Below are 20752 nucleotides of genomic sequence, written 5' to 3' on the forward strand. Positions count from 1 at the left end.
TGCGGCACGCACCCAAAGCACAAGAACAAACGTTGGTGACCTATGCAGACAGTAGATCCGATCACCCTTGCGGTTGTCCGGGGTGCGCTGGAGACAGCGCAACGCGAAATGACCCTGACCCTGGAAAAAACCGGGCGCTCCAGTGTGTTCAACCTGGCCCACGACTATTCCAACTCGCTGTTCGACCACTTGCCGGAAATGATCCTGCAGGGCCAGGACATTCCCATCCACCTGGGCTCGCTGATCCCGGCCATGAAGTGCGTGGCCGAGTTCTTCGGCGACGACATCGCCGAAGGCGACGTGATCTACCACAACGACCCCGCCTACAAGGGCAGCCATATTCTCGACTGCTGCATGTACAAGCCGGTGTATTACCAAGGCGAGCTGGTGTTCTGGACCGTTTGCAAGGGCCACCTGACCGACATCGGCGGCCCGGTGCCGGCGGGCTACAACCCCGATGCCAAGGAGATCTACGCCGAGGGCCTGCGCATTCCACCGGTCAAGCTGTGGGAAAAGGGCAAGCGTCGTGAGGACGTGATCAACTTCATGCTCACCAACATGCGCGCCCGCCCTTATCAGGAAGGTGACCTCAATGCTCAGTATGGCGCCTGCAAGGTCGGCGAGCGGCACTTGCTGGAGCTGCTCGACAAGTACGGCGTGGCACAGGTGCGTGCCTGCATCGCCGAACTGAAGAACATGGCCGACCGACACATGCGGGCGCTGTTGCGCGATGTGCCGGATGGTGACTACAGCGGCACCGCCGTGCTCGAAGATGCCGGCCACGGTCTGGGTGAACTGGCCATCACCGCCCATGTGCAGATCCGTGGCGACCAGGCCCATGTACGCATCGAAAGCCCGCCCCAGGTGCCGTACTTCATCAATTCCTATGAGGGCAACTCGGTATCCGGGGTGTATCTGGGGCTGATGATGTTCGCCCAGGTGGCGCCGCCTTACAACGAAGGCCTGTATCGCTGCGTGACGGTCGATGTCGGCCCCAGGGGCACGCTGTGCAATGCCGAGGAACCTGCGCCCCACGTCAATTGCACCACCACGCCGATGGAAACCCTCGCCGATGCCGTGCGCACTGCGCTGGAACAGGCCTCGCCACAGCGGGTAACGGCCTCCTGGGGGCATACCAGCGGCATCAACATTGCCGGCCGCGACCCGCGCAACGGCAATAGCGAGTACGTGACGATGGTGCTGGCCTCGATCATATCCGGTGCCGGTGCCAACAAGGTGATGGATGGCTGGCACGCCTGCGGCCCGCTGTGCTGCTTCGGGGCGCTGATGAGCGGTGACATCGAGCTGCTCGAACACGCTTATCCGGTGCTGATCCACCGCTACAGCCTGATGGCCGACAGTGGTGGCGCCGGTGAGTTGCGCGGTGGTTCGGGCACCCGCCTGGAGATCGAACCGCTGGACCACGCCATGACCGTGGTCGGCTTCGGCGAGGGGCGCCAGTTGCCCACTGCCGGTGCCGCCGGGGCTCGCAATGCCCTGCTCGAGCCCAAGCTGGGCCGGCTGATCCATCGCCACGCCGATGGCCGCGAAGACCACTACACGCAGAACCCCATGCTCACCCTGCAGCCCGGCGAACGCATCATCAACATCAACCCAGGGGGGGGTGGCTACGGCGACCCGCTGCGCCGTCGGGTCGCAGCAGTACTGGAGGACGTGCGCAACGGCCTGGTCTCGCCACAAGGCGCAGCCCTGGAATATGGCGTGGTCCTCGATGCCGATGGCCAACTAGACGAAACAGCCACCCGCCTTGCCCGCGCCCCGCGCTAACCGGAGAACACGCATGCGTAACCAATATCGCCTGGGCGTAGACGCCGGCGGCACTTTCACCGATTTCATCCTGGCCGATCGCGACGGCGGCGTGCAGCTGTTCAAGGCCCCGTCCACGCCGCAGGACGGCACCCTGGCCATTCGCGCCGGCCTGGCACAGATCGCCGACGCCACCGGGCGCAGCCCGGCCGAACTGATCGCCAACTGTGACCTGTGCATCAACGGCACCACCGTGGCCCTCAATGCGCTGATCGAGCGCACCGGGGCCAAGGTGGGCCTGCTGTGCACCGAGGGGCACGAGGACAGCCTGGAAATCCGCCTGGGCCACAAGGAAGAAGGCCACCGCTACGACGCCCACTACCCGCCGGCACACATGCTTGCCCCACGCCACCTGCGCCGCCCGATCGGTGGCCGAATCCTTGGCGATGGTCGCGAGCACAGCCCGCTGGACGAAGCCGCCATCCATGCCGCCATCGACTACTTCCGTGCCGAAGGCGTGCAGGCCGTGGCCATTTCCTTCCTGTGGTCGGTGCGCAACCCCAGCCACGAACAGCGGGCCGCCGAACTGGTAAGGGCTGCCCTGCCCGAGGTGTTCGTCTGCACCGGCTGCGAGGTGTTCCCGCAGATTCGCGAATACACCCGCACCTCCACCACCGTGGTCAACGCCTACCTCAGCCCGGTAATGGCACGTTACGTGGCGCGCATCGACAGCCTGTTCCAGGAGCTTGGCGCACAGCAGCCGGTACGCTACTTCCAGTCCAACGGCGGGCTGGCGCCCGGGCACCTGATGCGTGAGCGCGCCGTCAACGCGATCAACTCTGGTCCGGCCTCAGCGCCAAAAGCCGGGCTGGCGGTCGCGAGGCCGTTCGGTATCGACAACGTCATTACCGTGGACATGGGCGGCACCTCGTTCGATATCACCCTGACCAATGCCGGACGCACCAACTTCAGCAAGGACGTGGACTTCCTGCGCCAGCGCATCGGCGTGCCGATGATTCAGGTAGAGACCCTGGGTGCCGGCGGTGGCTCCATCGCCCACCTGGACGAGTTTGGCATGCTCCAGGTCGGACCGCGCAGCGCCGGCGCCATGCCTGGTCCGGTGTGCTACGGCAAGGGTGGCCGCGAACCCACTGTCACCGACGCCAACCTGGCACTTGGTTATCTGCCCGACGGCGCATTGCTGGGCGGCAGTATCCGCCTGAACCGTCAGGCCGCGCTGGACGCCATCCGGAGCAAGGTCGCCGAACCGTTGGGCATCAGTGTGGAACGCGCGGCATTCGGCATCACCACCCTGGTTAACCTGAACATGGTCAACGGCATCCGCCGCGTATCGATCGAGCGCGGTCACGACCCGCGTGACTTCGCCTTGATCGGCGCAGGCGGTGCGGCGGGCATGCACGTGGTGCGCCTGGCCGAAGAAATCGGCATGCATACCGTGCTGATCCCCAAGGTGGCCTCGGGCTTGTGTGCGTTCGGCCAGATCCTGTCCGACGTGCGCTATGACCAGCTCACCAGCCTGTCGATGCGCCTGGACGCCGGGCACGTCGACCTGGCGCAACTCAACCAGACCCTCGCCGGACTGCGTCAGCAAGGCCTGGCCAACCTGCGCGAAGACGGCTTTGGCGACCAGGCCAGCAGCTGTCACTACACCCTGGAGATGCGCTACCTGGGGCAAATTCATGAGTGCAGTGTGGACCTGCAGCAGCACAGCCTGGACGAGGCAGGGCTGGCCACGCTGATCAGCCGCTTCCACAGCCGCCACCAGACCCTGTACTCGTACAGCGAACCCGCCAGCCCGGTGGAGCTGGTAAACCTGGAGTGCTCGGTGATCGGCCACCTGCCACGCCCGCCGCAACCCGAGCTGCAGGGGCCGGCCGAGCCCCCCGCCCCCACCGCGCAATCCGTCCGCCCGATGCTGTTCAGTGCCGATGGTGAATCGCAGCCCACACCGGTGTTCAACGGCAACCACCTGTTGCCTGGGCAGACCGTGCATGGCCCCTGCGTGATCGAGGAAGACACCACCAACATTGTCCTGCCACCCGGCTGGCAGGCGCGCCTGGAGCCGTCGGCCACCTACCGGGTGACACGCGGGGGTTGATCTTGCGGTCGGCGCGCGCCGATCATGGGCCTGACAACCGCCCGGCAGTTTTGCGCTGCCGGGCGGTTTGTACAATAACAAGAGCTGCTTGAGTAGCTTGCCTGCAGTTCCTTTTTTCAATGCTGCCCTCTTTGAAAAAGGACCCACCATGCCCACAGAACTCTCGACTCACGGCTGGCCACAACCAGAACGCCAGGCACGCTGGGCCGAAGCCATCAGTGACACCTATTTTCCGCTGAGCCTTGAATTTGCTGCCGGACAACCGTTCGATGGCCACCTGCAGCGCTGGAGTACGCCGAGCACGCCGCTCAGCCTGTCGCGCCTGCGCTCCAGCCAGCTGGGTTACTCGCGCAACAAAGCGCACATTGGCCAGGACCATGAAGCGTTCTATCTGGTGACCGTGCCGCATGGCAGCGAGGTGCACTTCGAACAGGACGGCCACCAAATCAGTTGCAGCCCTGGCGGTTTCATCGTCGAGCGCGGCGATGCACCCTACCGCTTCCACTACGGCACGCAAAACGATTTGTGGGTGCTCAAGCTGCCCGAGCGTGCACTCAAAGCCAACCTGCTGGGGCACAAGCGCTATACCCGGCATTGTTTCGATGCCCGTCAGGGCCTGGGGCGCATCTTCGTTGAGCAACTCGACCTGTGTGCCCGCCATTTCGACACCAGCCCCGCAGCCGCCCGGCATTTACTGCTGGAACAGGCTTCTGCCACCCTGCTGCTGGCCTTGCAACAGGATGAGCGCGTGCTGGGCAGCGAGGGCAGCAACCTCAGCACCCTGCACCTGACGCGGGTCGAGCAGTATGTACAGCAAAACCTGGGGGACCCCGAGCTGTCGCCACAAACCATCGCCAGCGCCTGTGGGCTGTCGCTGCGTTACCTTCACAAGCTGTTCACGATCACGCCCTACACCCTTGGCGAGTGGGTACGCCGTCAACGCCTGGAGGCCGTGCACCGGCAACTGCGCGACCCGCATTGCCACTCGGCCATCGGCGAACTGGCATTTCGCTGGGGTTTTGCCGACCAGGCGCAGTTCACCCGGGCCTTTCGCCAGCAGTATGGGTGCACGGCAAGCGAAGTGCGGGCTACGCGTACGCACTGATAAAGCAACGGAAAGTGGATGGGCCCTGTGCGTCCAGGATGCGATTTAGGTGGGCTTCCTCGGAACCGTCGATAGTCACTATCGAGCAGGGCAATTTCTACCGAACGCTGTGGCCGCATAACCTAGCTCCATCCCCTCGCTGCCTACTAGACTGCCCTGGAGCTAACCGATGAATGCCCTGGCCCGCCAGCTTGCCGCCGTCCTTGTCGTTTTCGCCATCACCGTGATCAGCGGCTGTGCCAGCCACCCTGAGCTGCGCCCGTACACCGCTGAAGAAACTCGCCAGTTGCAACTGGAAGCCTTACAGCGCCGCGGCCTGTCGCTGGACAATTACGAGCAGCAACGGCGGGTAATCCTGCGTGCCGGCAAGCTGCCTGTGGTGACCGAGACCACCGACGCTGAACCTTCGACCAAAGGCTGAACGGGCTAGCCGGCGGTTCCCTCCCTCCACTTGCGCAGGTATCCTCTACCGCTCAACCGCAAGCCTTCCAGGACGGAGACCATGATCAGGCCCCTTCTGTTGCTGAGTGCTGCGCTGCTTTTCAGCTCCGTATCGCTAGCCCAGCAGATGAAACGCCAACTGGGCGATTTCGACTTTACACTCGGTACCACTCCCTCGCGCAGCATGGCGCAAGGGCTTATCTCACCCAGCGCCGTCGGCGCATTCCATGGTGGGCTCGACCTTAGCCACCCCAATGGCTGGTATCTGGGCCAGTACGCCCCCAGCATGGGCGTCGCCCACAACTCGACCCTGCGCCTGGACAGTTACCTGGGCTACAAGCACCATTTCGACAGCAGCCTGGGCTACGAGGTAGGGTTGATCCATTACAGTCAGCCAAATATCGCAGGCCCCGACAGCTACGCCCTGTATGGGGGTGTTTCGGTGCTGGGCAGCCGCTTCGGCGGGGCGCTGCGCGACAACCCCGACAACCGCACCGGCACGCTGTTCGCCGACTTCGGCCATCTGCCGATGTTCGACGTCGACTTCACCGTCAAGCTCGCCCACCACCGCCTGGGCACACCGTTCACCATTGGTGATGGTAGCCAGGTGAATGCCTTTTCCGATTGGTCACTGGAATTGTCGCGGCCTTGGCTGGGCATCGACCTGAACCTGATCTACAGCAACTCCAGCCTGAGTGGCGACGGCTGCGATGCGTACTCAGGTATCAACACCTATTGCGACAGCGTGGTCACCCTCAAGGCCCAGCGCAACTTTTTTTAACGGCGCGACGCCAGCGCCAGGGCAATGCCGCCCAACACCACCACACAGGCGATCAACAAGCGCAACGACACCGGCTCGCCGATCAGGACAACCCCGCCCAGTGCGGCAATCACCGGCACACTCAACTGCAGAGTCGCCGCCTGTTGCGCACTGACCTGCCTGACCACGCCATACCACACGGCGTAGCCGGCGCCTGAGGCCAGCACACCCGAAGCCAATGCATACGCCAAGCCAAGCGGCGTGAGGTGCGGGCCGGCGCCCAGCAACAGCATCGGTAGCAGCAGCACCAGGCAAGGCAGGCTGCGGGCAAAATTGCCGGCAGTGTCGGCCAGCGGCCTGGGCGAGCCTTTGCCCAGTAGCGTATACACCCCCCAGGCCACCCCGGACAGAGCCATCAGCGAGGCACTGGCCAACGAAGGTGCCGAAGCACCGGGCAACAGCAGCACCAGCAGGCCGGCAAAGGCGATCAGCATGCCCAGAAGCATGCGTACCGTGATGTGTTCGCCCCGGTACCAGGCAAAGCCGAACATGGTGATTTGTACAGCACCGAACAGCAACAACGCCCCCACCCCAGCCCCCAGTTGCAGGTACGCCGCAGAAAACAGGAACGCGTACAGAAACAGCGCCAGGCCGCCCCACCAATTGCCGCCCATGGTGTGCACCGGCTTGCGCAGGCGAATCAGCAACAGCAGAAAAAGCGCACCACTGGCCAGGCGTACCATGGTGAAAGATACCGGGTCGATGGCCCCGTCTTTCAGCGCCAGCCGGCAGAACACCGAGTTGGCAGCAAATGCCACCAGGCTGAACAGCGCAGGCCAAAGCCAGGCTCTGGTCTTGCGGTCAGTAAGCGTGCTCGTGCCAGTGCTCATGGTGTGGTCACCTCTGAGTGGGATTGTTGTTATAGCAGCAGTGCCGATGGTGCCTGCATCGATATACAACAGAGTAATTCCCTGGCGCCACCACTGATTTGACTGCACTACACCGCAGCGACTGCCTCGATTTCCACCAGCATGCCGTCCAGCGCCAGCCGGGGCACCGGTATCAACGTGCAGGTCGGTTTCATGTGCGTTCCCCAGGCCCTGTCGGCCTCGGCCACCCATTGGCGCAGGCGCGCTTCGGTGTGCTCGACAATCAGCAGGGTCAGCTTGAACACCTGAGCCAGGCTGGCACCTTTCGACGCCAGGGCCAGTTCCAGGTTAGCCAGTGCCTGGCGAGCCTGTTCGGCGAACACAGGTGACAACCGGCCATTGCTCTCCTCCCCACCCTGGCCGGCGATGAACAGTAGACGGCTGTCAGCGCGCACTTCGGCGACATGGGAGTAGGCGTTGCCACTGGGGTCGTAAAGGCCTTCAGGGTTGCTTAGCTGGAATGCGTTTGATGGGGTCACGACAAGCCCTCGCTCGGTTGGAAGAGCGCCGGAGTATCGGACCTTAAGCTAACTCGAGGTCAAGCACGAAGTAGGACATTTCGTACAAAACACCGTCATGTCAGAACCACGCGTGTGTTTGCGCGGAGGCTGTAAGACCGTAGGCTCTGTACGAAAAGCCTTGAGACGCAGGTCAGGCAAGGCGAAAACAGCCGAGGAACGGCCGGGGTTGCGCCCGACTGTACTGGAGTACATGAGCATTCCGAGGCTGTTTTCAACGCAGCATCAACAAGTATCAAGGCTTTCCGTACAGAGCCTAGATTGCAAAGCCCGGCATGGAGGCCTTTAACCAACAAGGAAAAACCGATGAGCAAATGTGATTTTCAGCTGGCCTATACCATCAAGCCGCACAACGCTCCACGCGATGAAACCGATGCGGCACAGGCACGTCTGCACCTGCGGGAAAAGCTCGGCCTGGACACCGTTGAGCACATTGAAACCACGTTGCTTGGCATGATCACGCTCAATGGCACCAGCCTCGCTGACCGCAAGCGTGAAGCTGAAAAGCTGGTCCACGACTACATCCATGACGCGCTCAAGGAATTGCGCGTACTGTCCACCGTGAAGTTCTACGGCTGCCTGATGGTGGACGGGCTGGGCCCTGCCATACGTTTCGACATCCTGCCTAAATAAACCTCGAAGGCCTCAGGCGTCCCGCGCCTGAGGCCGCAAACCTCATTTCTCCTGCAGCACCGCCCTGCCCTTCACCGCCCGCGGCCCGCGCCAGGCCCAGAACAGCAAACCGGGGAATGGTGCGTAGACCACGAAGACGATCCACAGCATCTTGCGCTCGGCGCGCCGTTCACTGCCGATGATGTGCCAGATGGCCCAGATCTCCAGCAGAATGACCAGGGCCGCAATGATGATCCAGATTGTACCGATTTCCATGAGCGCTCTCCCAATGGCATGTAATGGGTTGGGTTGCTGCAAGCGCTGAGGGTTCAGATTGATTTGACTCGCCACACCTCTTTGCAGGCGCGGCGATAGGGCCTCATTGCCGTGGTGCGTTCTCCAGTGCAGCCTTCAACGCCGCTGCATCGGTAAACGCCCGCTGGCTGACCAGCACGCCCTGCTGCAGTTGCAACCACTGCACCTGGCCATCCTGTCCGGGGTAACGGCTGGCCACTCGCCCTTCTCGGTCGAGCAGCACCCGGTAGCTGTAATCGCGCATGGCCGGGACAGCAAACAGTTTGCTGATCAGTGCAGGCATGCGCTGGATGTCGGCCACAAATACGGCGCTACGTGCTTCCAGGTAGCCCTTGGGCTCCTCGGCCAGTGCCGTCTTGACCAGCTTGGCACCGTCCATATCGCGTGCCACCAGCAGAATCTGCGTGTCGGCATCCAGGCTGTAGGCCTGGTCGTACTGGTCGAGCAGTGTGAACGGGGCGAGCTTGTCGCCCTGCTCCAGGGCGTTGGCCAGCAACGGCAACAGGCTGAGCAACACTACAGCGGCATATTTCATCAGGGGCATCCTCAATGACGGGAATGTCAGCATAGCGACAAAGCACCAGGACAGGCAGGTTGCCTGAACACGACCTGTAATACGACACCGCCACCAGGGAGATTGTCTTTCCCCCGGGCACCGTCCACACTCTGCGGGCCAGCCAGGAAGCGGAGTCCAGAGTGCCCACGCCACGCCAGTTCAGCAAAAAAACCAGCACCAGCAACATGCTACGGCTGAAAACAAGCAGCGCCAATATCCAGGCGCCCTATCGGGTCGACTTTATCCTGCTCGAACACTTCTCGATGGCCAGTTTCACCGTGGCCATGGACGTGCTGGTCACGGCAAACCTGCTGCGTGCCGACAGCTTCCAGTTCACTCCGCTGTCGCTGGACGGCGACCGGGTGCTCAGCGACCTGGGGCTGGAACTGGTAGCCACCGAGCTGTCCGCCGCGGCGCTGAAGGAGCTGGACCTGTTGGTGGTCTGTGGCGGCTTGCGCACACCACTGAAGTACCCGGAACTCGATCGCCTGCTGGACGATTGCGCGGCCCACGGTATGGCCTTGGGCGGCTTGTGGAACGGCGCCTGGTTCCTTGGCCGCGCCGGGGTACTGGACGACTACGGTTGCAGCATCCACCCCGAGCAACGCGCCAGCCTGTCCGAGCGCAGCCCGCAAACCCGCATCACCCCGGCCAGCTTTACCCTCGACCGTGACCGCCTCAGCGCCGCCAGCCCCAATGGCGCCATGGAGCTGATGCTGGGCCTGGTGCGCCGGCTGTATGGTGATGGCCTGGCCGAAGGGGTCGAGGAAATCCTGTCATTTTCCGGTGCGCGCTACCGCCAGGTGGGTCCTGGGGCGAAGAAGTCCATGAGCCTGCACCTGCGCACCATTGTCGAGCTGATGGAAAACAACCTGGAGGAAACCCTCAGCCTCGACCAGTTGGCCGCCTACAGCGGGCGCTCGCGCCGGCAGATCGACCGCCTGTTCCAGGCCCAGCTGGGCACGTCGCCACGGCGCTATTACATGGAGCTGCGCATCACCAAGAGCCGCCGGCTGCTGCAGTATTCCGACCTGTCGGTGATGGAAGTGGCAGTGGCCTGCGGGTTTGTCTCGGTGTCGCACTTCAGCAAGTGCTATGCGGCGTATTTCGGCTACCCGCCGTCGCGCGAGCAACGGCTGGGCGAGTGACCGAGGCTCTTTGAGTCAGCCTAGGCGCTCGAGCAATCTCACGTACGAGGTTCGAGCTGGATATACCGCAACACCGCATCACAGATCATGGCTTTGTGGCGCAGCTTTACCTGCTCATCAGACAGGTCGATCTGGAAGATCTCGCCAAAGGTATGGCGGTTCGACACCCGGTAGAAGCAGAACGAGCTCATCAGCATGTGCAGGTCGATGACCTCGATGCCGGCGCGGAACACGCCTTCCTGAACGCCGCGGCGCAGGGTGTTGCCCAAGGCCTCCAACACCAGGCTGCTCATTTCGCGAATGGCCGGTGACTGCTTGACGTACTCGCCATAGTGGATGTTTTCGGTGCAGATGATGCGCACGAAATCGACGTTGCGGTCGTGGTGATCGAAGGTGAACTCCACCAGCCGACGAATCGCCTGCTCAGCCGGCAACGACTCCAGGTCCAGGCTCTGCTCGGTCTTGCGGATATCCCCGTACAACTTCACCAGGCACTCGCAATACAGCTGCTCTTTGCTGCCGAAGTAGTAGTAGATCATGCGCTTGGAAGTGGCGGTGCGTTCGGCAATGGCGTCGACGCGGGCGCCGGCCAGCCCTTGCTGAACGAACTCGTTGATGGCGGCCTGGAGGATGTCCTCGCGTGTTTTCTCAGGGTTGTTCTTGCGCGTTTTGCGCACCCCTTCGGTTTCAGGCTGGCCGAGGCCGACTACGGAATCACTCATACCCACTCACAGGCTGTTTATTGGAATGCGGGGATTATCCGTTAGCGCGGCCATGCAGGGAAGCACGCTATTGGTCGGGTAAGCATGATGCATGGCCGCGGCAGCCAGCTGCCCGAACGGCACACTGGGTGCCAGGTCAGCATTCAGCGATCAAATACCGGGTATTCCAACATTTAATTTGTGGATAGCACATGCTCGACCCTATTCTGTGACCACATCCCCTGCGCCGCACCGGCCGGTGCGGTTCAAGGCATGGGGAGAGAACAACAAGTCGAGATCGTCCATGTCGAACCATTCGTACTTCGCCCCACACGGTGGGCACCCGGCTCAAACCGAGCTGCTGACTGACCGTGCCATGTTCACCGAAGCCTATGCCGTCATCCCTAAAGGCGTGATGCGTGACATCGTCACCAGCCACCTGCCCTTTTGGGACAAGATGCGCATGTGGGTCATCGCCCGCCCGCTGACCGGTTTTGCCGAAACCTTCTCCCAGTACATCGTCGAACTGGCCCCGGAAGGCGGCAGCGAGCGCCCTGAGCTGGACGCTGATGCGGAAGCCGTGGTGTTCATCGTCGAAGGCGAACTGGACATCACCGTCGAAGGCAAGCACCACACCCTGGTACCTGGCGGCTACGCCTTCCTGGCCCCGGGCGCCGAGTGGAGCCTGCGTAACAACAGCAAGTCCAACGTCACCTTCCACTGGCTGCGCAAGCACTACCAGAAGGTTGAAGGCCTGGATGTACCGGAATCCTTCGTCACCCACCGCGACAACGCCACCGTCATCGAAATGCCGGGCACCGAAGGCCGCTGGAAAACCACCCGCTTTGTCGACATGGCCGACATGCGCCACGACATGCACGTGAACATCGTCACCTTCCAGCCGGGCGGTGTGATTCCGTTCGCAGAAACCCACGTGATGGAACACGGCCTGTACGTGCTGGAAGGCAAGGCAGTGTACCGTCTGAACCAGGACTGGGTCGAAGTGGAAGCCGGCGACTTCATGTGGCTGCGCGCCTTCTGCCCGCAAGCCTGCTACGCTGGCGGCCCAGGCAACTTCAGCTACCTGCTGTACAAGGACGTGAACCGTCACGTACACCTGACGCTGAACCCTAAACGCTAAGCCCAGGCTGATGCCCGCAAGCCCGCCAACCTGGCGGGCTTTCTGTTTGCCGCGCATACTGAAACACCCACCCCTGCAGGGTACGGCCATGAACCGCTGCCTGCTGATCGCGACCTTGCTGCTGTGCACCTCTGCCCTGGCCACCGATGGCTGGAAACTCGCCTACGACCGCGAAGGCATTCGCGTGTACCTGAAAGACCCAAGCGCCTCGCCCTACCCGCAGTTTCGTGGTGTCAGCACCATGAAAGCCAGCGTGCGCACGCTTACTGACCTGCAGGATAACCTGCGCGTAGCCTGCAAGTGGCTGTACGCCTGTGACCAGCTGCGGCTGCTGGATGTGGAAGGTGATAGCACCTGGGTATACCTGACCACCAACCCACCATGGCCGACGAGGCCGCGAGACATGGTGCTGAAAGTGACCAGCAAACGCCTGGCCGACGGTACCCTGGTGCGCCACCTGAGCGCCGAGCCCGACAGAATCCCCAAGGTTGACGGACTGATCCGGGTACGGCACCTGAGTGGCAAGTGGCGGATGAAGCCGCTGGGTGAGCGGGTGACCGAGGTGACCTACCAGTTGCAGGCCGCCCCTGCCGGGGATGTGCCGAGCTGGCTGGCCAACCGGCTAATGGTGGATATAGCGGTGGTGACGCTGCGTACCTTGCGAGCGGTGGCTGAGCGCCAACCTTGAGTATGCTGGTCGCCGCCATCCGCCGGGCTTCGCTCTGGAAGATCACGCCGTACCACGGTACGTACTACAGAAAATAAAAAACGCGGGATGTGCGCAAGGATCGAGACCTTGAATCAGGTCCGGCGAACAGGGAGCGTGACGGGTGTGGGAGCGGGCTTGCCCGCGATGCAGGCTGCGCGATGGAAGGCAAAGGGCTTCACCTGTATTCGCCGGACAACCTCACAATGATCGTGCTGGCTTTGAGTGCTGTGCAAGAGCATCTTCCACAGATCATCAGATCCCACCGCCCGCCAGCAACTGCGCCATCACCTCAGCCAACGCCTTGACCATCACATCCGCGGTCGGCCGGTGCACGATGACGATCTCATAACTGTCGACCTCCGGCAGCCCTTGCCCGGCCCCCAACACCCTGTGCTCGCCGGTGGCCGCCCTTGGCGGCAGCAGGCTGATACCCATGCCATCGGCGACCGCGGCCTGGATGCCACTGAGGCTGGAACTGGTAAAGCTGATGCGCCAGCGCCGGCCCATGCCTTCGATGGCGTTGATCATGTCCTCGCGATACAGGCCACGTGGCGGAAAGGTGACCAACGGGATCGGGTCCAGCTCGAAGGCAGGCGTGCGCGCGCTGTCGATCCACTGCAGACGCTCTGGCCAACAGGCCACGCCCTCACGGCTGTTGCGTCGTTGCTTGAGCAGCACCAGGTCAAGCTCGCCATTGTCGTAGGCCTGGCTCAGGTCGCGGCACAAGCCGCTGGTCACTTCGAGCTTCACCTGTGGGTGCAGCCGGCTGAATGCCGACAGCGCATTGGTGGTACGCCCGCCAACGAAGTCCTCGGGCACGCCAAGCCGTACCGTGGTGCCCACCATCGCCCCGGCCAGGGCTTCAAGCATCTGATCGTTCAGGGCAAGCATGTGTCGGGCATAGCCGAGCAAGGTCTGCCCGGCGTCGGTCGGCAGCACATCACGGTTGCCCCGCACCAACAGGCGGTGGCCGACCATGTCTTCCAGGCGGCGTACCTTCTGGCTGATCGTCGACTGGGTCGAATGCAAACGCGCGGCAGCGGTAGTGAAGCTGCCGCAGTCGGCTACTACGACAATAGCGCGCAGCAGATCGAGGTCGAACAAGGCTCTATTCGATTTCACGCTGATGGACATCTGGATATTCAACTAATGAATGGCAAGTCTGCGTTCTATCACGGCTAGTCACCGAGGGCCACTCCTTCCCGCCGAGGATCGGCACCGCCTGACCAACCCTCGCCGTTACGCTGGATGATCTGCATGCCGCTGGTCATGGTCATCGGCGTCACCTCATGGCCCCAGGCTGCCAACTGGCGGATCAGCGCCGGGCTGCTCAGCCCTGCTTCCACTTCGGTGCCGGCATTGCGACTGCCGAAGTTGGGCAGGCCAGCGGCCTGTTGCGGGTCGAGCTGCCAATCCAGCAGGCCGACCAGTGCCTTGTTCACGTAACCGATGATCTGCGAACCACCCGGCGAACCTAGGCTCGCGACAAACTCGCCCGTGGCACGCGAGAACACCAATGTCGGCGCCATGGCCGACAGCGGCCGTTTGCCCGGCTGCACCCGATTGGCCACAGGCTTGCCGTGCTCGTGGGGGATGAACGAGAAGTCGGTCAGCTGATTGTTGAGCAGGAAGCCCTTGACCATCAGGTGCGAGCCAAATGCGGCCTCCACCGAGGTGGTCATGGCCAGGGCCTGGCCGCTGTCATCCACCGCACTGAGGTGAGAGGTGGAGATACGCAGAGGCGAGCGGTCGGGCGCAAGTACCAGGTCCGCTCCTTGCGGGTGGCCCGGACGGGCGCGCTTCATGCTGTGCTCGCCGATCAGCGCCGCGCGGCTGGCCAGATAAGCAGAATCGGTCAGGGCCTTGACCGGGACGGGCACGTAGTCGCTGTCGGCCAGGTACTGAGCGCGGTCGGCGTAGGCCAGGCGCTCGGCCTCGGCGATCAGGTGCACGGCCAAGGGCGGGGCTTCCAGGCGGGCCGGGGACGAGGTGGCCAGCGGGTGCAGCGCTGCCAGGTCGCGTTGCGGCGCGGTGCGCTGCACGGCTTCGAGCAGGCCCAAGGTTTGCAGGACGGTCACCCCACCCGATGAGGGCGGTGGCATGCCGCAGATCTGCCAGGCCTTGTAGGGACCGCACAACGGCTCGCGCTCCTTGGCCTGGTACCGCTGCAAGTCCTGCAACGACAGATACCCGGCATTGGCGTGGCTACGCACCTTGGCGACGATGGCTTCGGCAATTTCACCGCTGTAGAACACCTCGGCCCCCTGTGCGGCGATCTGCTCGAAGGTATGAGCCAACTCAGGGTTGCGCAGGATCGTACCCACCGCCAGCGGCTTGCCCTGTTCATCGAGGAAGTAACCGGCCATGGCGGGTGAGCGTGCAATATAGGGATCCCCGGCCAGTAGGGTGTGCAGGCGCTCGGAAACCGCGAAGCCGTTGCGTGCCAGGGCGATGGCCGGGGTGAACAGGGCGTGCCAGGGCAACTTGCCATGCTGCTCGTGGACCTGTTTCAGGGCACGCAGCACCCCGGGCACGCCCACCGAACGCCCCCCGATCTGCGCCACCCGGAACGGCATGGGTGTGCCATCGGCTTGCAGGAACAGTTTTTCCGTCACCGCCGCAGGTGCTGCCTCACGCCCGTCGAATGCCTGCACGCGCTTGCCATCCCAGTAAAGGATGAACGCTCCGCCACCGATCCCACTGGACTGCGGCTCGACCAGTGTCAGCACCATTTGCATGGCGATGGCGGCGTCAATCGCACTGCCGCCGGCACGCAGCATCGCCCGCCCCGCTTTACTGGCCAGCGGGTTGGCTGCGGCGACCATGTGCCGGCTGGCGTGCACCGGCTGCAAACCGCTACGGTAGCCAGAGGCCAGTTCCGGTGGTGCGGGCAATACCTGGTCGGCCCCGGCCCAGTCACTGGCAGCCAGCAGGCACAGAACGCAGATCAGCGGGGTGGGATATTTCATCGTCAAGCGTCCTGCCTTCACCTATTCAGCGAAGTACTGTCGGTCATAGGCAGTCTCGACTTCAAGCCTTGGTGCAATTACCGGCAAGCCATTCGCTGACCAATACAGCCTTTGCTCTCTGCGTGAGTGCCAGGTTTGCGCAATGACAGATCAGGTCACTTCTTCGAACGGCAGCCCCACATAGTTCTCGGCAATGTTCACCAGCCCCGCCGGCGAGCTCAGGAAGTACTCACGGTCAGCTTCCTGCATCTTCTGGTCCCAGGCGTCCTTGTGGCTACCGAAGTCATGCAGCAGTTGGGTCATGAACCAGCTGAAGCGCTCGCCCTTCCACACGCGGCGCAGTGCCAGCGGCGAGTATTGCGCCAGCAGGTCGACGCGCCCTTCGTGGTACACCTTGACCAGAATACGGTACAGGTAGTTGACGTCCGAGGCCGCCAGGTTAAGGCCTTTGGCACCGGTAGGGGGGACGATGTGCGCAGCGTCACCCACCAGGAACAGGTGACCATACTGCATGGGTTCGACCACCAGGCTGCGCAGCGGCGCAATACTTTTTTCCAGGGCTGGGCCGGTAACCAGGTCAGCCGCCACGTCGGCGGGCAAACGGGCTTTCAGTTCGTCCCAAAAACGCTCGTCAGACCATTCCTCAACCCGGTCCTGCAAAGGTACCTGCAGGTAGTAGCGGCTGCGTGTTTGCGAGCGTTGGCTACACAACGCAAAACCGCGCTCATGGTGGGCATAGATCAGCTCGTGATTGACCGGTGGCGTGTCCGACAGCAGGCCCAGCCAGCCAAACGGGTAAACCCGCTCATACTGTTTCAACACGCCCTCCGGGATGCTCTGCCGCGAGATGCCGTGGAAACCGTCGCAGCCGGCGATATAGTCGCAGTCAATCCGCTGCACCCGGCCATCCTTTTCGAACGTCAGGTAGGGCTTCTCGCCTTTCAATTCATGCGGCTGGACATTGCTGGCGGAATAAATGATCGGCGCACCACTGGCTTCACGGGCCTGCATCAGGTCACGAGTGACTTCGGTCTGGCCGTACACCATCACCGTCTTGCCCCCGGTCAGGGCCTTGAGATCCAGACGTTGACGGCGCCCGCCAACCAGCAGTTCGACACCCTCGTGCACCAGGCCTTCACGGTCCATGCGCTCGGCCACGCCGGCCTCACGCAGCAGGTCGACCGTACCTTGCTCCAGCACCCCGGCGCGAATGCGGCCCAGTACATATTCTGGGGTCTGGCGTTCGACGATGACGTTATCGATACCGGCCTTGTGCAGCAGCTGGCCCAGCAGCAGGCCAGACGGACCTGCACCAATAATTGCAACCTGAGTTTTCATTGTTGTTGTCTCTGTTCGGACGATACCGGCCCGGAACTGGCAGCGGGGCGGCATCTGCTGTTAGGGTTTGCCATTGCATTTTTAATGGCAAAAAATGCCGCTTAAGTGTGCTATTCCATAAAAAAACTGCACTTTTACGAAAAACGTTCGATTAACGGACAGGTCAGCCCAGATGAAATCCACCCTCCCCGGCGTCCCGTTGTTCAAGCTGTACGGCGAAAATCAGGCCTGGCCCGGCACCGACCTGCTGCACTGCGAATCAATCCCGGCGCGCAGCCGCCTGCATCACTGGGAGATCAAGCCGCACCAGCATGCCGAGCTGTTCCAGCTGCTGTATGTACAGCGTGGCCAGGCCCAGGTGGAGATCGAGGGGGTGCGCAGTGCCATCGGCGAAGCGGCGATCCAGGTAGTGCCGCCGATGACCGTGCATGGTTTTCGCTTCAGCGCCGATATCCAGGGCTATGTCCTGACCTTTGGTACTGCCCTTGTAGCGAACCTGGAACAGCGCCTGGGCGCGCCACTGACGGTGCTGGCACAACCTGCGTGTTACCCGCTGGGCCATGACCGCGTGCACCTGCGCAGTCTGGTCGACACCTTGCAGCAGGAGTACCAGGGCAATGCCCCGGCTCGCGCAGCGATGCTCGAAGCGTTGGTGACCGCGCTGGTGGTGTGGATCAGCCGCCGCCAGCAGCAAGGGCTGGCGCCGCGCAACCGCGATGAACGTGACCGGCTGTTGCTGGGGCAGTACTTGCGCCTGGTCGAAGCGCATTACCGCGAGCATCTATCGGTTGAAGATTATGCCGCGCGGCTGAATGTTCCGAGCTTGCAACTGAACCAGCTGTGCCGGACGCTGAGTGGCCAGACTGCGTTGCAGGTGGTGCACCAGCGGTTGTTGCTGGAGGCGCGACGCAACCTGATCTACACGCGGATGAGCATCGGGCAGTTGTCGGACAGCCTGGGGTTTACCGACCCGACCTACTTCGCCCGGTGGTTCAAGCGCTTGAGTGGGCAGACACCCAATGGGTATCGCAGATCGGGGCTGTCTGAATAATCCATGCCAGCCTCTTCTTGACGTATACGTCAACCTGCCCTCAGGATATCCGCATACCCTACGTCGAGCCCGAGCATGAGCACTCAGACCTACAGCATCTCCGACCTGTCCCGCGAGCTGGACATCACCACCCGCGCAATACGCTTCTATGAAGAACAGGGACTGCTCAGCCCTGAGCGTCGTGGCCTGGAACGTATCTACTCACCGCGCGACAAGGTCAGCCTGAAGCTCATCCTGCGCGGCAAGCGCATCGGCTTTTCCCTGGCCGAGTGCCGCGAGCTGATCGAACTGTACGACCCCACCAGCGGCAACCTCAAGCAGCTCAACAGCATGCTGGCGAAAATCGCCGAGCGCCGTGCCCAGCTGGAGCAGCAGATGCTGGACATTCACCAGATGCAACTGGAACTGGACACCGCCCAGGAGCGCTGCGAACAAGCCCTGGCCGCCACCCTGAACAACAAAGACAATCGCTGAACGCCACAGGAAACCCGCCATGTCCTTGCCCAAACACGTCCGCCTGGTCGAAGTCGGCCCCCGCGACGGCCTGCAGAACGAAGCCCAGCCCATCAGCGTCGCCGACAAGGTACGCCTGGTCAACGACCTCACCGAAGCGGGCCTGGCCTATATAGAAGTGGGCAGTTTCGTGTCCCCCAAGTGGGTGCCACAAATGGCCGGCTCTGCCGAGGTTTTCGCCGGCATCCAGCAGCGCCCCGGTGTGACGTATGCCGCGCTGGCGCCGAACCTGCGCGGTTTCGAGGACGCCCTGGCTGCGGGGGTCAAGGAAGTAGCGGTATTCGCTGCCGCCTCCGAAGCGTTCTCGCAGCGCAACATCAATTGCTCGATCAGCGAAAGCCTCAAGCGTTTCGAACCCATCATGGACGCTGCGCGCAGCCACGGCGTGCGCGTGCGCGGGTATGTGTCTTGCGTGCTCGGCTGCCCTTATGAGGGCAAGGTCAGCGCCGATCAGGTGGCCCCGGTGGCCCGCGCCCTGCACGACATGGGCTGCTATGAGGTCTCGCTGGGTGACACCATCGGCACCGGTACCGCAGGCGACACCCGGCGCCTGTTCGAGGTGGTATCGGCTCAGGTACCGCGCGAGCAACTGGCCGGACACTTCCATGACACTTACGGCCAGGCCCTGGCCAACGTCTATGCCAGCCTGCTTGAAGGCATCAGCGTGTTCGACAGCTCGGTAGCCGGGCTGGGCGGCTGCCCTTACGCCAAGGGTGCTACCGGCAATATCGCCAGTGAAGACGTTGTGTACCTGCTGCAAGGGCTTGGCATTGAAACCGGCATCGACCTGGGCCGGCTGATAGCCGCCGGCCAGCGCATCAGCAGCGTGCTGGGCCGCGACAACGGGTCGCGGGTAGCACGGGCCTGCAGCGCTCAATAGGTCACACGGGTGTCACATTGGTGTGGGTGAAGTGTTACCTCCCGCACATTTCACAGCAAAAAATCGGGTAACAGGGAAACAAATCGGCAGAATTTCAGGCAGGGCGGTGTCGACCAAAATTATTAACCCATTGATTTTAAAGGGTTTTCAAAAGTTGGCACGCACCCTGCTATATCTCTGGTACAACAACAAAAAAAACGCGATACCCAATAAAAACAACAGGTAACGGCTCTGACATAACAAGAACAACACGGCAGAGGCGTAGCAAGCAGATTTTTTTGGAGTCGACACGCTTTTCAGGGGTTCGCCCCGCGGTCTGGCACAGAACAATAAAAACTACCTCAAGGTAGCGGCAGCCAGGTTCGGATCAGCAATGGTGAAAGCAGGTCAGCGCTCAAAAAAATACGTTTGCTCTTGACCCCGCATGGGGGTCACCCGCAGTACCAGGACAAGCCGACAAAAACAACAATAGGCCGGTCCCAATAATAAAAAAAGAGCAGGCAACAACGCTTTGAGGGGAGCTTCGGCTCCCCTCAGTGCTTCCTGCCCTCTTCCTCCTCCTGCTTCTCCTCATCCTTTCCTTCGACCTTCTCCACCAGCAACGGCATCGTGCCCAGTACCAGCAGGGCCAGTACCGTGCTGATCAGCGCCGTGGCTTCGCGTCCCATGCCAGCCGCCATACCGATGGCAGCCGTCATCCATAGCCCGGCAGCGGTCGTCAGACCCTTCACATGGCTGGTGTTCTGGCCGTTACCCTTCAGAATGGTACCCGCACCGAGAAACCCGATACCGGCAACGATGCCTTGGATCACCCGGCTTAGCGCCTGGTCATCGGCCCCCGCCATGCTGGGTGACAGCATGAACAGGGCAGCGCCCAGCGAGACCAGCATGTGGGTACGCACCCCGGCAGACTTGCCCCTGTGTTCACGCTCGAAGCCCAGTATTGCGCCAAGCACAGCAGCCATCAGCAAGCGCACAAGGATTTGCGTGACCTCGCGCTCATCGGTGACATCGGCGAATTCGGCCTGGATTGCTTGCCAGATGACATCCATCGCGGTGCTCCCCTGCCTGAGCATATGGTTTCAGGGTTGACCTCTGCACGCAGTGCAAAGTGCCGCTCAGCCTGCTGATGCAGCAACTGGCCCCTGACCGCGGTCCACCCTGTAACCCCCCCAGGAGG

The 20752-nt window shown here is 62.4% G+C and carries 21 protein-coding genes; 12 read left to right on the forward strand and 9 right to left on the reverse strand.

From position 1 onward, the window contains the following. Window positions 1–42 precede the first annotated feature (42 nt). The 5 genes from ACF8EA_RS10685 to ACF8EA_RS10705 all read left to right on the forward strand — a co-directional run bounded on the left by ACF8EA_RS10685 (window position 43) and on the right by ACF8EA_RS10705 (window position 6213). Complete coding sequence (locus ACF8EA_RS10685; RefSeq protein WP_012052132.1) at window positions 43–1788, forward strand: hydantoinase B/oxoprolinase family protein; 1746 nt, start codon at window positions 43–45, stop codon at window positions 1786–1788. 13 nt (window positions 1789–1801) lie between these two features. Further along, window positions 1802–3886 (forward strand): hydantoinase/oxoprolinase family protein, encoded by a 2085-nt coding sequence (locus ACF8EA_RS10690; RefSeq protein WP_323601244.1) that lies wholly within the window; start codon window positions 1802–1804, stop codon window positions 3884–3886. 148 nt (window positions 3887–4034) lie between these two features. Continuing rightward, entirely contained in the window at window positions 4035–4991 is a 957-nt protein-coding gene (locus tag ACF8EA_RS10695) for a helix-turn-helix domain-containing protein (protein WP_323601245.1), read from the forward strand. A gap of 169 nt (window positions 4992–5160) precedes the next feature. Beyond that, window positions 5161–5412: a hypothetical protein gene (locus ACF8EA_RS10700; RefSeq protein ID WP_021785629.1), complete on the forward strand. Its 252-nt coding sequence runs from the start codon at window positions 5161–5163 to the stop codon at window positions 5410–5412. A gap of 81 nt (window positions 5413–5493) precedes the next feature. Then, a complete protein-coding gene (locus tag ACF8EA_RS10705; protein ID WP_101196027.1) occupies window positions 5494–6213 on the forward strand; it encodes a TorF family putative porin in 720 nt (239 codons plus the stop codon). On the opposite strand, the gene ACF8EA_RS10710 is transcribed toward ACF8EA_RS10705, so the two are convergent. After that, entirely contained in the window at window positions 6210–7082 is an 873-nt protein-coding gene (locus ACF8EA_RS10710) for a DMT family transporter (protein WP_392521980.1), read from the reverse strand. The two genes, ACF8EA_RS10705 and ACF8EA_RS10710, sit on opposite strands and share 4 nt — an antisense overlap. Window positions 7083–7189: 107 nt before the next feature. After that, entirely contained in the window at window positions 7190–7600 is a 411-nt protein-coding gene (locus ACF8EA_RS10715; protein ID WP_103444296.1) for a RidA family protein, read from the reverse strand. Window positions 7601–7945: 345 nt separating this feature from the next. Between ACF8EA_RS10715 and ACF8EA_RS10720 the strand changes: the two genes are divergently transcribed. Further along, on the forward strand, window positions 7946–8272 hold the full coding sequence (locus tag ACF8EA_RS10720; protein WP_392521983.1) for a hypothetical protein: 327 nt from the start codon (window positions 7946–7948) through the stop codon (window positions 8270–8272). Between the two features lie 42 nt (window positions 8273–8314). Here ACF8EA_RS10720 and ACF8EA_RS10725 read toward each other — a convergent pair whose 3' ends face one another. Both ACF8EA_RS10725 and ACF8EA_RS10730 read right to left on the reverse strand, forming a co-directional pair. Further along, window positions 8315–8527 carry a PLDc N-terminal domain-containing protein gene (locus ACF8EA_RS10725; protein ID WP_003247877.1) on the reverse strand — a complete coding sequence of 71 codons (213 nt, stop codon included), beginning with the start codon at window positions 8525–8527 and terminating at the stop codon, window positions 8315–8317. Window positions 8528–8630: 103 nt separating this feature from the next. Continuing rightward, window positions 8631–9101 (reverse strand): FAD/FMN-containing dehydrogenase, encoded by a 471-nt coding sequence (locus tag ACF8EA_RS10730; protein WP_392521985.1) that lies wholly within the window; start codon window positions 9099–9101, stop codon window positions 8631–8633. 161 nt (window positions 9102–9262) lie between these two features. Between ACF8EA_RS10730 and ACF8EA_RS10735 the strand changes: the two genes are divergently transcribed. Continuing rightward, a complete protein-coding gene (locus ACF8EA_RS10735) occupies window positions 9263–10270 on the forward strand; it encodes a GlxA family transcriptional regulator (RefSeq protein ID WP_021785635.1) in 1008 nt (335 codons plus the stop codon). A gap of 38 nt (window positions 10271–10308) precedes the next feature. Here the strand turns inward: ACF8EA_RS10735 and ACF8EA_RS10740 are convergent, their stop codons facing one another. Further along, window positions 10309–10992, reverse strand: coding sequence for a TetR/AcrR family transcriptional regulator (locus ACF8EA_RS10740; RefSeq protein WP_003247872.1), 684 nt, complete (start codon window positions 10990–10992; stop codon window positions 10309–10311). A gap of 283 nt (window positions 10993–11275) precedes the next feature. Here ACF8EA_RS10740 and ACF8EA_RS10745 point away from each other — a divergent pair, with 283 nt between their 5' ends. Then, window positions 11276–12112 carry a bifunctional allantoicase/(S)-ureidoglycine aminohydrolase gene (locus ACF8EA_RS10745; protein ID WP_003247865.1) on the forward strand — a complete coding sequence of 279 codons (837 nt, stop codon included), beginning with the start codon at window positions 11276–11278 and terminating at the stop codon, window positions 12110–12112. 88 nt (window positions 12113–12200) lie between these two features. Then, the gene (locus tag ACF8EA_RS10750; protein ID WP_392521986.1) at window positions 12201–12800 is read left to right on the forward strand and encodes an START domain-containing protein; all 600 of its coding nucleotides are present in this window, start codon (window positions 12201–12203) and stop codon (window positions 12798–12800) included. Window positions 12801–13073: 273 nt separating this feature from the next. Here the strand turns inward: ACF8EA_RS10750 and ACF8EA_RS10755 are convergent, their stop codons facing one another. The 3 genes from ACF8EA_RS10755 to pobA form a co-directional block, all read right to left on the reverse strand. Continuing rightward, window positions 13074–13955, reverse strand: coding sequence for a LysR substrate-binding domain-containing protein (locus tag ACF8EA_RS10755; RefSeq protein ID WP_021785640.1), 882 nt, complete (start codon window positions 13953–13955; stop codon window positions 13074–13076). A 44-nt stretch (window positions 13956–13999) separates the two neighbouring features. Continuing rightward, a complete protein-coding gene (gene ggt / locus ACF8EA_RS10760; RefSeq protein WP_392521987.1) occupies window positions 14000–15790 on the reverse strand; it encodes a gamma-glutamyltransferase in 1791 nt (596 codons plus the stop codon). 150 nt (window positions 15791–15940) lie between these two features. Next, window positions 15941–17128: a 4-hydroxybenzoate 3-monooxygenase gene (gene pobA, locus ACF8EA_RS10765; RefSeq protein WP_392521989.1), complete on the reverse strand. Its 1188-nt coding sequence runs from the start codon at window positions 17126–17128 to the stop codon at window positions 15941–15943. A gap of 172 nt (window positions 17129–17300) precedes the next feature. On the opposite strand from pobA, the gene ACF8EA_RS10770 reads away from it, so the two are divergent. The 3 genes from ACF8EA_RS10770 (at window position 17301) to ACF8EA_RS10780 (ending at window position 19572) form a co-directional block, all read left to right on the forward strand. After that, window positions 17301–18179: a helix-turn-helix domain-containing protein gene (locus tag ACF8EA_RS10770; protein WP_392521990.1), complete on the forward strand. Its 879-nt coding sequence runs from the start codon at window positions 17301–17303 to the stop codon at window positions 18177–18179. A gap of 75 nt (window positions 18180–18254) precedes the next feature. Then, a complete protein-coding gene (locus tag ACF8EA_RS10775) occupies window positions 18255–18653 on the forward strand; it encodes a MerR family DNA-binding transcriptional regulator (RefSeq protein ID WP_003247847.1) in 399 nt (132 codons plus the stop codon). A gap of 19 nt (window positions 18654–18672) precedes the next feature. Continuing rightward, window positions 18673–19572 (forward strand): hydroxymethylglutaryl-CoA lyase, encoded by a 900-nt coding sequence (locus ACF8EA_RS10780; protein ID WP_392521992.1) that lies wholly within the window; start codon window positions 18673–18675, stop codon window positions 19570–19572. A gap of 533 nt (window positions 19573–20105) precedes the next feature. Here the strand turns inward: ACF8EA_RS10780 and ACF8EA_RS10785 are convergent. Beyond that, the gene (locus ACF8EA_RS10785; RefSeq protein ID WP_392521993.1) at window positions 20106–20624 is read right to left on the reverse strand and encodes an MgtC/SapB family protein; all 519 of its coding nucleotides are present in this window, start codon (window positions 20622–20624) and stop codon (window positions 20106–20108) included. Window positions 20625–20752 lie beyond the last annotated feature (128 nt).

It is taken from the genome of Pseudomonas sp. YQ_5 (genome assembly GCF_043103305.1).
GTDB lineage: Bacteria > Pseudomonadota > Gammaproteobacteria > Pseudomonadales > Pseudomonadaceae > Aquipseudomonas > Aquipseudomonas putida_Y.

Excerpts from the sequence above, each read along its gene's own strand:
- ACF8EA_RS10685 (WP_012052132.1), top strand. The coding sequence starts at position 43 with ATGCAGACAGTAGATCCGATCACCCTTGCGGTTGTCCGGGGTGCGCTG.
- ACF8EA_RS10690 (WP_323601244.1), top strand. The coding sequence starts at position 1,802 with ATGCGTAACCAATATCGCCTGGGCGTAGACGCCGGCGGCACTTTCACC.
- ACF8EA_RS10695 (WP_323601245.1), top strand. The coding sequence starts at position 4,035 with ATGCCCACAGAACTCTCGACTCACGGCTGGCCACAACCAGAACGCCAG.
- ACF8EA_RS10700 (WP_021785629.1), top strand. The coding sequence starts at position 5,161 with ATGAATGCCCTGGCCCGCCAGCTTGCCGCCGTCCTTGTCGTTTTCGCC.
- ACF8EA_RS10705 (WP_101196027.1), top strand. The coding sequence starts at position 5,494 with ATGATCAGGCCCCTTCTGTTGCTGAGTGCTGCGCTGCTTTTCAGCTCC.
- ACF8EA_RS10710 (WP_392521980.1), bottom strand. The coding sequence starts at position 7,082 with ATGAGCACTGGCACGAGCACGCTTACTGACCGCAAGACCAGAGCCTGG.
- ACF8EA_RS10720 (WP_392521983.1), top strand. The coding sequence starts at position 7,946 with ATGAGCAAATGTGATTTTCAGCTGGCCTATACCATCAAGCCGCACAAC.
- ACF8EA_RS10725 (WP_003247877.1), bottom strand. The coding sequence starts at position 8,527 with ATGGAAATCGGTACAATCTGGATCATCATTGCGGCCCTGGTCATTCTG.
- ACF8EA_RS10730 (WP_392521985.1), bottom strand. The coding sequence starts at position 9,101 with ATGAAATATGCCGCTGTAGTGTTGCTCAGCCTGTTGCCGTTGCTGGCC.
- ACF8EA_RS10740 (WP_003247872.1), bottom strand. The coding sequence starts at position 10,992 with ATGAGTGATTCCGTAGTCGGCCTCGGCCAGCCTGAAACCGAAGGGGTG.
- ACF8EA_RS10745 (WP_003247865.1), top strand. The coding sequence starts at position 11,276 with ATGTCGAACCATTCGTACTTCGCCCCACACGGTGGGCACCCGGCTCAA.
- ACF8EA_RS10750 (WP_392521986.1), top strand. The coding sequence starts at position 12,201 with ATGAACCGCTGCCTGCTGATCGCGACCTTGCTGCTGTGCACCTCTGCC.
- ACF8EA_RS10755 (WP_021785640.1), bottom strand. The coding sequence starts at position 13,955 with ATGTCCATCAGCGTGAAATCGAATAGAGCCTTGTTCGACCTCGATCTG.
- ggt (WP_392521987.1), bottom strand. The coding sequence starts at position 15,790 with ATGAAATATCCCACCCCGCTGATCTGCGTTCTGTGCCTGCTGGCTGCC.
- pobA (WP_392521989.1), bottom strand. The coding sequence starts at position 17,128 with ATGAAAACTCAGGTTGCAATTATTGGTGCAGGTCCGTCTGGCCTGCTG.
- ACF8EA_RS10770 (WP_392521990.1), top strand. The coding sequence starts at position 17,301 with ATGAAATCCACCCTCCCCGGCGTCCCGTTGTTCAAGCTGTACGGCGAA.
- ACF8EA_RS10775 (WP_003247847.1), top strand. The coding sequence starts at position 18,255 with ATGAGCACTCAGACCTACAGCATCTCCGACCTGTCCCGCGAGCTGGAC.
- ACF8EA_RS10780 (WP_392521992.1), top strand. The coding sequence starts at position 18,673 with ATGTCCTTGCCCAAACACGTCCGCCTGGTCGAAGTCGGCCCCCGCGAC.
- ACF8EA_RS10785 (WP_392521993.1), bottom strand. The coding sequence starts at position 20,624 with ATGGATGTCATCTGGCAAGCAATCCAGGCCGAATTCGCCGATGTCACC.